Genomic DNA, 9,657 nt, shown 5'->3' on the forward strand with positions numbered 1-9,657 from the left:
CCTTTCTGCCTCCTCGTCGGTATCCGCCGCAATGACGGCGACCGCGAGAATGGCATGGGGAGTCGCACGCCAGGCTGAGGGCTGAAAACGATTGCGGTAATGCACCATCGCATCGATCGCGTCGTGGGAGGCGAAATGATGGGCGAAGGCGAAACCCATGCCGACCTGCGCGGCCAGCTCCGAGGAATAGTCGCTGGAGCCGAGCAGCCAGATCGGCGGCAGGGCGGTGTCGTCAGGCATGGCGACGACGTTGTTGTAGGGGTGTCCCGCGGGGAATTCGCGGGTCTCCCACAAGATCAATTCGTGCAGCCGCTCCAGGAAATCGTCGCCCTCGCGACGGTCGAGCCGGCTGCGCAGCGCGTAGGCGGTGGCCCCGTCGGTGCCCGGAGCACGGCCAAGGCCGAGATCGATCCGGCCGGGAAACAGCGCCTCCAGCATCTTGAAGCGCTCGGCGACCACCAGCGGAGCGTGGTTGGGCAGCATCACGCCGCCGGAGCCGACGCGGATGTGCTTCGTCACCGCCGCGATCTGCCCGATCATCACGTCGGGCGCGGGACTCGCGACGGAGGCGAGATTGTGATGCTCGGCGAGCCAGTAGCGGACATAGCCGAGCCCGTCGACATGGCGCGCCAGATCGATGCTGTTGCGCAACGCCGCGGCGGGCTTGGTGCCCGTGGTGACGACGGAGAGGTCGAGAACTGAGAGCGGGATCATGGCGCGCTAACGTAATGGAGGACCGTGTGGCGGCAATGGCGGGCTGCGCAGGTCTGACGGTACGGACGAGCGGGCCGTCGCGGAAGATGCCCGTTGGGCCAAATCATATCCGCAAAACTTTAACTCCACACCGCCCACCACCAAAACCAACAAAGCGAAGGCGCAAAAAATCATATAAGCTATTGTACTATAAATATATTAATCTGCTTTACCGTCTTCCCACAGAAGAGTATTTCTGTCCTGAAATTCACATTTCCATCGGGATAGTGGGCCACTTCCCATCAGGGATGGGCTGTCGACCAATCTGCCTTTGCCTTATCTTAGGCACTCCCAAGCTAGACCCCCAGGGCCGGCGGAAATTGGAGTGAGTGGTGCCATGACTGACGTGACGACGCCTGCGACAGCCGACGGGTACCTGAAGCGGCCGGCGATCTCCTTCGAGTTCTTTCCGCCGAAAACCGAGGAGATGGAGCGCAATCTCTGGGACACCATCAACCGGCTCGCCCTGCTCGAGCCGAAATTCGTCTCGGTAACCTACGGCGCCGGCGGCTCGACCCGAGAGCGCACGCATTCGACCATCGCCCGCATCCTGCAAGAGACCGCGCTGCTGCCCGCCGCGCATCTGACCTGCGTCGGGGCTTCGCGCGGCGAGATCGACGAGATCGTCGACCGCTATCACGAGGTCGGCGTCCGCCACATCGTGGCCTTGCGCGGTGATCCGGTCGGCGGCATCGGCACGCCCTATTCGAGCCATCCCGACGGCTACCAGAGCTCGGCCGACCTCGTCGCGGGAATCAAGAAGCGGCACGGCGATATCGAAATCAGCGTGTCGGCCTATCCCGAGAAGCACCCCGAAGCGCGCGACTTCGACGCCGACATCGACACGCTCAAGGCCAAGGTCGATGCGGGTGCGACGCGCGCGATCACGCAGGTGTTCTTCGATAACGACCTCTACTTCCGCTATCTCGACCGCGTCCGCGCCCGCGGCATCGACATTCCGATCGTGCCGGGCATCATGCCCATGCACAATTTCAAGCAGGCGAGAGCCTTCGTCACCCGCGCCGGCACCACTGTGCCGGACTGGTTCGCCGCGAAGTTCGAGGGCCTCGACGACGATGCGGAGACCCGCAAGCTGGTGGCCGCGACCGTCGCGGCCGGCCAGGTGCAGAAGCTGGCCAAGCACGGCGTCGACACCTTCCATTTCTACACCATGAACCGCGCCGATCTCGTGTTCGCGATCAGCCATTTGCTCGGCATTCGCGCCAAGAGCGCGCAGAAGGCGGCGTAAGACGACATGACCGTATCGACGTCTCCCAAGCGAACCGCCCTCCTCGCCGCCGCGCGCGAACGCATCCTCGTGCTCGACGGCGCCATGGGCACGATGATCCAGAACCTCCAGCTCGACGAAGCCGCCTTCCGCGGCGAGCGCTTCAAGAACGTTCATCGCGACCTGCGCGGCAACAACGATCTGTTGATCCTGACCCAGCCGCAGGCGATCGAAGACATCCACGCTGCTTATTTGCGCGCCGGCGCCGACATCGTCGCGACCAACACCTTCTCCACGACCTCGATCGCACAGGCCGATTACGACCTCACCGGCATCGTCTACGAGATGGCGCGCGAAGGCGCCCGCCTCGCCGGCAATGCCGCACGGCGCGTCGCCGCCGAAGACGGCAAGCCGCGCTTCGTCGCGGGCGCCATCGGGCCGACCAACCGCACCGCCTCGATCTCGCCGGACGTTTCCAATCCCGGCTACCGCGCCGTCACCTTCGACGATCTGCGCAAGTCGTACGGCGAGCAGATCCGCGGGCTGATCGAGGGCGGCGTCGATCTTCTGCTGGTCGAGACCATTTTCGATACGCTCAACGCCAAGGCGGCGCTCTATGCGATCGCCGAGATCACCGAAGAGCTCGGCATCGACGTGCCGGTGATGGTCTCAGGCACCATCACCGACAAATCCGGCCGCCTCCTCTCTGGCCAGATGCCGGAGGCGTTCTGGAATTCGGTGCGGCACGCGAAACCCATCACCATCGGCTTCAACTGCGCGCTCGGCGCCGAGGATCTGCGCGCGCATATCGCCGATATCGGCCGCGTCGCCGATACGCTGGTGTGCGCCTATCCCAATGCCGGTCTGCCCAACGAGTTCGGCCAGTATGACGAGACGCCCGACTATATGGCGCGTCTGATCGGCGAGTTCGCCCGCGACGGCCTCGTCAACATCGTCGGCGGCTGCTGCGGCACCACGCCGGACCATATCGCGGCGATCGCCGCTGCGGTCGCCCCGCACAAGCCGCGCATCGTGCCGGAGGTCGCGCCGCGCCTGCGGCTTTCCGGCCTCGAGCCGTTCGTGCTGACGGACGCGATTCCCTTCGTCAACGTCGGCGAGCGCACCAACGTCACCGGCTCGGCCCGCTTCCGCAAGCTGATCACCGCCGGCGACTACACCGCCGCGCTGCAGGTCGCGCGCGACCAGGTCGAGAACGGCGCGCAGATCATCGACGTCAACATGGACGAGGGTCTGCTCGATTCCGAAGCGGCGATGGTGACCTTCCTCAACCTCGTCGCCGCCGAGCCCGACATCGCCCGCGTCCCGGTCATGGTCGATTCCTCGAAATTCTCGGTGATCGAGGCCGGCCTGAAATGCGTGCAGGGCAAACCGGTCGTCAATTCGATCTCGATGAAGGAAGGCGAGGAGAAGTTCATCCTTGAAGCCAAGATCGCCCGCCGCCACGGCGCGGCCGTCGTCGTCATGGCCTTCGACGAGGTCGGCCAAGCCGACACCTTCGCGCGCAAGACCGAGATCTGCAAGCGCGCCTACGACATCCTCGTCAACCGCGTCGGCTTCCCGCCCGAGGACATCATCTTCGATCCGAACATCTTCGCGATCGCGACCGGCATCGAGGAGCACAACAATTACGGCGTCGACTTCATCGAGGCGACGCGCTGGATCCGGCAGAACCTGCCCGGCGCTCATGTCTCCGGCGGCGTCTCCAACCTGTCGTTCTCGTTCCGCGGCAACGAGCCGGTGCGCGAGGCCATGCACTCGGTGTTCCTTTATCACGCCATCAAGGCCGGCATGGACATGGGCATCGTCAATGCCGGGCAAATGATCGTCTATGACGACATCGATCCCGAGCTGCGCCAGACCTGCGAGGACGTCGTCCTCAACCGCGATCCCGGTGCGTCCGAACGCCTGCTGGCGCTCGCCGAAAAATTCCGCGGCAAGAAGACGGAAAGCAGGGAAGCCGATCTCGCCTGGCGCGAATGGCCGGTGGAGAAGCGGCTGTCGCATTCGCTGGTGCACGGCATCACCGAGTTCATCGAGCAGGATACCGAGGAAGCCCGCAAGACATCCTCGCGTCCGCTCGACGTGATCGAGGGACCGCTGATGGCGGGCATGAACGTCGTCGGCGATCTCTTCGGCGACGGCAAGATGTTCCTGCCGCAGGTCGTGAAGTCCGCCCGCGTCATGAAGCAGGCCGTCGCTTACCTCATGCCGTTCATGGAGGAGGAGAAGGCGCGCAACCTCGCCAACGGCATCGGCACGGAGGGCTCCTCGTCCGCCGGCAAGATCGTGCTCGCGACGGTGAAGGGCGACGTCCACGACATCGGCAAGAACATCGTCGGCATCGTGCTCCAGTGCAACAATTTCGAGGTCATCGATCTCGGCGTGATGGTGCCGGCCGCCAAGATCGTCGAGACCGTGAAGGCGGAGAAGGCCGACATCGTCGGGCTCTCGGGCCTGATCACGCCCTCGCTCGACGAGATGGCGTTCTTCGCCGGCGAGTTGCAGCGCGAGGGCCTCAAACTGCCGCTGCTGATCGGCGGCGCGACGACCAGCCGCGTGCACACCGCGGTGAAGATCGATCCGAGCTATCGCGCCGGTCCCGTCGTGCACGTCAACGACGCCAGCCGCGCCGTCGGCGTCGCATCCGCGCTGCTCTCGCCGGAGAAGCGCGAGGCCTATGCCGCCGAGGTGCGGGCCGAATACGCCAAGATCTCGGAGGCGCATCTGCGCGCGCAGGCCGACAAGAAGCGCCTGAAGCTGACTGACGCCCGTGCCAACCGCGTGCCGGTCGACTTCGCCAAGAGCAAGCCGGTGAAGCCGACCTTCCTCGGCACCCGCAGCTTCGACGAATACGATCTCGCCGAGCTCGTGCCCTACATCGACTGGACGCCGTTCTTCCAGACCTGGGAGCTCGCGGGACGCTTCCCCGCCATCCTCGACGACGCCAAGGTGGGCGAGGTCGCGCGCTCCCTCTACGACGACGCGCGCAAGATGCTCGACACCATCGTGAGGGAGAAATGGTTCCGGGCCCGGGCGACCATCGGCTTCTGGCCGGCGAATGCGCAAGGCGACGACATCGTGCTCTATGCCGACGAGAGTCGGACCAAGCCAATCGCGACGCTGCACACGCTGCGCCAGCAGCTCGAGAAGCGCGAGGGCCGTTTCAACGCGGCGCTCGCCGACTTCATCGCGCCCGCCGGCGTGCCCGACTATATCGGCGGCTTCGTCGTCACCGCCGGCATCGGCGAGGATGCAGTCGCCGACCGCTTCAAGATGGCCAATGACGACTACTCCTCGATCCTGTGCAAGGCGCTGGCCGACCGCCTCGCCGAGGCGTTCGCGGAAGCCATGCATGCCCGCGTGCGCCGCGAGTTCTGGGCCTACGCGCCGGACGAGGCGCTCTCCAGCGAGGAACTGATCCTGGAGAAGTACCAGGGCATCCGCCCCGCGCCGGGCTATCCCGCCCAGCCCGATCACACCGAGAAGGCGACGCTGTTCGAATTGCTCGATGCCGAGAACACGGCCGGCGTGAAGCTGACCGAGAGCTTTGCGATGTGGCCGGGCTCGTCGGTATCGGGCCTCTATTTCGCAAACCCCGAGAGCTATTATTTCGGCGTCGGCAAGATCGAGCGCGACCAGGTCGAGGACTACGCGGCACGCAAGGGCATGACGGTGGCAGAAGCCGAGCGTTGGCTCGCGCCGGTGCTGAACTACATCCCGTCGCAGCAGAGCGCGAGCGACAAGGCTTTCGTAGGAACGCCCGCGAATGACGAGGCCCCCAAGGACCTCGCCTCGCATCCGCCGGGCTGCACCTGCGCGGTGCATCTGGTCTGGCAGAAGAAGCGCGCCGGGGCGGGTTAGGCGCGCCTCCAAACAAAAACTGCGAAAACAACCCCATGCACAGTAGCGATGGGGTTGAAAACGCTCAGTAATTTCGATTTTACCGAAGCGGAGTTGCGGCGTCGGGCAAAACAGCAGTAGTATTTCATCATCGGCTGCTGTGGGCGTTGCACGCTCCGGCCCGTATTGATTGCTCTCGCCTGTAGCCCGCATGAGCGAAGCGAGATGCGGGACCGGTCCATCGCATTCGAGAGCTTCTCCCTGCGGCCATCCTTCGAGACGCCGCGCGAAGAGCGCGGCTCCTCAGGATGAGGACGGAGTGTGCGGCAGCAGTTTCAGCGGGCACCGGTGCCACTTAGCCTCATCCTGAGGAGACCGCCACCGGGTCCGCGCATAGCGCGGCCCGATCACCGGCTCCGCGGTCGTCTCGAAGGACGAGGCGCGCGCTCAGGTCCAGCCAAGAACTCGTATGCGACAGCCCTCTTCTCCAGGGGGTAAAATGGGCCCTACCCCTTCGGCGGGGCCAGCGGCTGCACGATCTCCTTGAACGGCGCCAGTGCCTCGCAGCGCTCGGCATGTGCACTGAGCGCCGGATAGCGTGACGCGTCGAACAATTGCGGATGCGCTTCGCGGGTGAAGCGGAGGACGCAGGCCACCGCGACGTCGGCATGGCCAATGCGGTCACCCAGCCAGTACGGCGTCGTCACCTTGGCGCGCTCGGCCTCGAGCACCTTCAGGACGTCGCCGATCTGCGCCTGGCAACGCTCGACCCATAGCGCGAGCTGCTCTTTCCGCAGCACGCGCTCGTAGAGCAGGCTCACCGCCTTGTCGCCGAGGCCCGAGGCGAGCGCGCAGATGCGCAAATGCCTGCGCCGCTCCGCGCCGCCGCGCGGCAGCATCGCCTTCTCGGGGCCGACGAGTTCGTCGAGATAATCCAGGATGATCGTGCTCTCGATCAGCGCCTCGCCGTCGTCGAGCACCAGCGTCGGCACCCGGCGCAGCGGATTATACGGCGCGATCTTGTCGGCATCGCCAAAGGTCGACCACGGCCTGTGCTCGAAGGCGAGCCCGTAGAGCCGCAGCGCAATCGCGACGCGGCGGACGAAGGGGGAATCATATTGGCCGATCAGGAACATGGTTCTCGCTCTTCTCAATCGTTGAACACGGCAGGGGCGCCCAGTTCATCGCCAATGCGCAGGCGCCGCAACAAATTTCTTGGAACAAGAGCATTGCGCACGACGCAACAAGGCGGGATCAATGGACAATCGGCCGGGGCTCTCGTGAGCGCTTCCCCCGGATATCGCTGCTCTCATCCGAGCTACAGCCTGCTGGATTGCTTCGTCGCAAGTGCTCCTCGCAATGACGGTGGGGACGCAGCCGTGCACTTACTCGATGATCGGGACATGCTTCGCTGCCGTTCGCGGCGCCGTGCCGTCGAGGCGAGGGTCGTCGGCGATCTCGATCTGGCGGCGGAAGGCGCGGAAGCCGGAGCGCTGGTAGAACGCGACGGCGGAGGGATGGTCGAGGGTGCAGGTGTGCACCCAGACGCGGCCGACGTCGCGCGACCAGGCAATCTCCAGCGCGCGGTTCATCAGGAAGCGGGCGGCGCCGGTGCCGATCAGCCCAGCGGTGACGCCGAAATAGGTCAGCTCGCACTGGCGGGGCTCGCGGAAGTCGAGTTCGAGCAAGCCTTCGTCGCGACCATCCGCGACCAGTGCGTAGACTTCAACGCCCGGTGCGTGGATGATCGCGGCAAGCTCGGTGTCGGTCATGCGTGGTCGCGAGAACCACAGCCAATCCTCGCCGACGCGGCGGAAGAGATCGCGGTACCAGGGAAGCGTGGGGGCATCGACCTTGCGCAGGGTCCAGCTGCCGGGCGGATCGGCGCGGCGCGCGGGAGGTGCAGTCATCTCCAGATGGGTGACGACGGCGGCGATCTTGCCGGCTGGGACGTCGGAATAGCCGTCGGGGAGGATCATGGTTGGTCGCTTTCGTTCATACTGGGCTGGTGGGGCGTTCCGTTTGAGGAACGACAGCAGCACCGCACTCCGTCATTGCGAGCGAAGCGAAGCAATCTAGGGTCCTTCAGAGGAGACAGTCTGGATTGCTTCGTCGCAAGGGCTCCTCGCAATCACGGTTGAGAGAGAGTGCGTGTAGCCCGGATGGAGCGCAGCGTAATCCGGGATTTGCGCCACACGCGGCAGCGGTCCCGGATTTCGCTTCGCTTCATCCGGGCTACGAAGTGCGCGCCCTACCCCTCCCCCTCGTCGCTCGCCAGCACGCCCTTCACAGCTCTCGCCCAGCCCGCGAGCTTCCGCTCTCTCGTCGCCTGGCTCATGTTGGGCTTGAAGCGGTGCTCCAGGCGCCAGTTGTCGGCGAACCTGGTCGGCTCGGGATAAACGCCGGCCTGGAGACCAGCGAGGTAGGCGGCGCCCAGCGCCGTGGTCTCCTGGATCACGGGGCGATCGACCGGGGCGTCCAGGAGATCGGCGAGGCGCTGCATGGTCCAGTCGGAGGCGGTCATGCCGCCGTCGACACGGAGCACGACGCTGGCGGTCTCCGAGCTCGGCCAGTCCGCGCGCATCGCGGCCCAGAGGTCGAAGGTCTGGTAGCAGACGCTTTCCAGCGCGGCGTGCGCGAGCTCGGCCGGGCCGGTGTTGCGGGTGAGGCCGAACAGCGCGCCGCGCACGCGCGGATTCCAGTAGGGCGCGCCCATGCCGACGAAGGCGGGGACGAGATAGACGCTCTGCATGGAGTCCGATTGATCGGCAAGAGGCCCGGTCTCGGCGGCGTGCTTGATGATGCCGAGGCCGTCGCGCAGCCATTGCACGGCGCTGCCGGCAACGAAGATCGAGCCTTCGAGCGCGTAGGTGCGTTTTCCCTCGAGCTGATAGGCGACGGTGGTGAGCAGCTTGTTCTTCGATACGACCGGCGTGGTGCCGGTGTTGAGCAGCGCGAAGCAGCCGGTGCCGTAGGTTGATTTCATCATGCCCGGACGGAAGCAGGCCTGGCCGATGGTGGCGGCCTGCTGGTCGCCGGCAATGCCGGAGATGGCGATGGGTCCGCCGAACAGGTCGGGCGTGCTCTCGCCGAAGCGGGCGGAGGAATCCTTCACCTCGGGCAGCATCGAGCGCGGCACGCCGATGATCTCCAGTAGCTCGTCGTCCCACTCGCCGGTGTGGATGTTGAACAGCAGCGTGCGCGAGGCATTGGTGGCGTCGGTGGCGTGCACCTTGCCGCCGGTGAGCCGCCAGAGCAGGTAGCTATCGATGGTGCCGAACATCAATTCGCCGCGCGCGGCGCGCGCCCGCGCACCGGGGACGTGGTCGAGGATCCAGGCGACCTTGGTGCCGGAGAAATAGGGATCGATGATCAGGCCGGTCTTCCTGGAGATCACCGGCTCGCGGCCGTCGGCTTTCAGTTTCGCGCAGATGTCGGCGGTGCGGCGGTCCTGCCAGACGATGGCACGGTGCACCGCCTGCCCGGTGGCGCGGTCCCACACCACGGTGGTTTCGCGCTGGTTGGTGATGCCGATCGCGGCGATATCCTTGGGCTTGATGCCGGCCTGCTCGATCGCCTCGCGGCAGACCATCACCGTCGAGGTCCAGATGTCCTCGGGCTCGTGCTCGACCCAGCCCGACGCCGGGAAATGCTGCGGAAACTCCTGCTGCGCCTTCGCCGCGATGGAGATATCGCCGCGAAACACGATCGCGCGCGAGGAGGTGGTGCCCTGGTCGATGGCGAGGACGAAAGACATGGCTGATCTTCCCCCGATAAAGTGGACGGGTTAAGCGGCTTTTAGCTCCATCTCGATC

6 protein-coding genes are annotated in these 9,657 nt (G+C 65.5%); 2 read left to right on the plus strand and 4 right to left on the minus strand.

What is annotated here, in order from left to right; all coding sequences use genetic code 11:
* The coding region (locus tag AX729_RS11140; protein ID WP_061022917.1) for an LLM class flavin-dependent oxidoreductase at window positions 1-714 on the minus strand (714 nt) is incomplete at its 3' end.
* 376 nt (window positions 715-1,090) lie between these two features.
* Here AX729_RS11140 and metF point away from each other — a divergent pair.
* Window positions 1,091-2,002, plus strand: coding sequence for a methylenetetrahydrofolate reductase [NAD(P)H] (gene metF / locus AX729_RS11145; protein ID WP_061022920.1), 912 nt, complete (start codon window positions 1,091-1,093; stop codon window positions 2,000-2,002).
* Window positions 2,003-2,008: 6 nt separating this feature from the next.
* Complete coding sequence (metH, locus tag AX729_RS11150; RefSeq protein ID WP_061022922.1) at window positions 2,009-5,863, plus strand: methionine synthase; 3,855 nt, start codon at window positions 2,009-2,011, stop codon at window positions 5,861-5,863.
* A 485-nt stretch (window positions 5,864-6,348) separates the two neighbouring features.
* Here metH and AX729_RS11155 read toward each other — a convergent pair whose 3' ends face one another.
* From AX729_RS11155 to glpK, 3 genes are all read right to left on the minus strand, one after another.
* Window positions 6,349-6,978: a glutathione S-transferase family protein gene (locus AX729_RS11155; protein ID WP_061022924.1), complete on the minus strand. Its 630-nt coding sequence runs from the start codon at window positions 6,976-6,978 to the stop codon at window positions 6,349-6,351.
* Window positions 6,979-7,227: 249 nt separating this feature from the next.
* Window positions 7,228-7,821 (minus strand): GNAT family N-acetyltransferase, encoded by a 594-nt coding sequence (locus AX729_RS11160; protein WP_061022925.1) that lies wholly within the window; start codon window positions 7,819-7,821, stop codon window positions 7,228-7,230.
* Between the two features lie 272 nt (window positions 7,822-8,093).
* Window positions 8,094-9,599 carry a glycerol kinase GlpK gene (gene glpK, locus AX729_RS11165; protein WP_061022927.1) on the minus strand — a complete coding sequence of 502 codons (1,506 nt, stop codon included), beginning with the start codon at window positions 9,597-9,599 and terminating at the stop codon, window positions 8,094-8,096.
* Between the last annotated feature and the right edge of the window lie 58 nt (window positions 9,600-9,657).

The organism is Bradyrhizobium sp. CCH5-F6, assembly GCF_001556045.1.
Classification (GTDB): Bacteria; Pseudomonadota; Alphaproteobacteria; order Rhizobiales; family Xanthobacteraceae; genus Bradyrhizobium.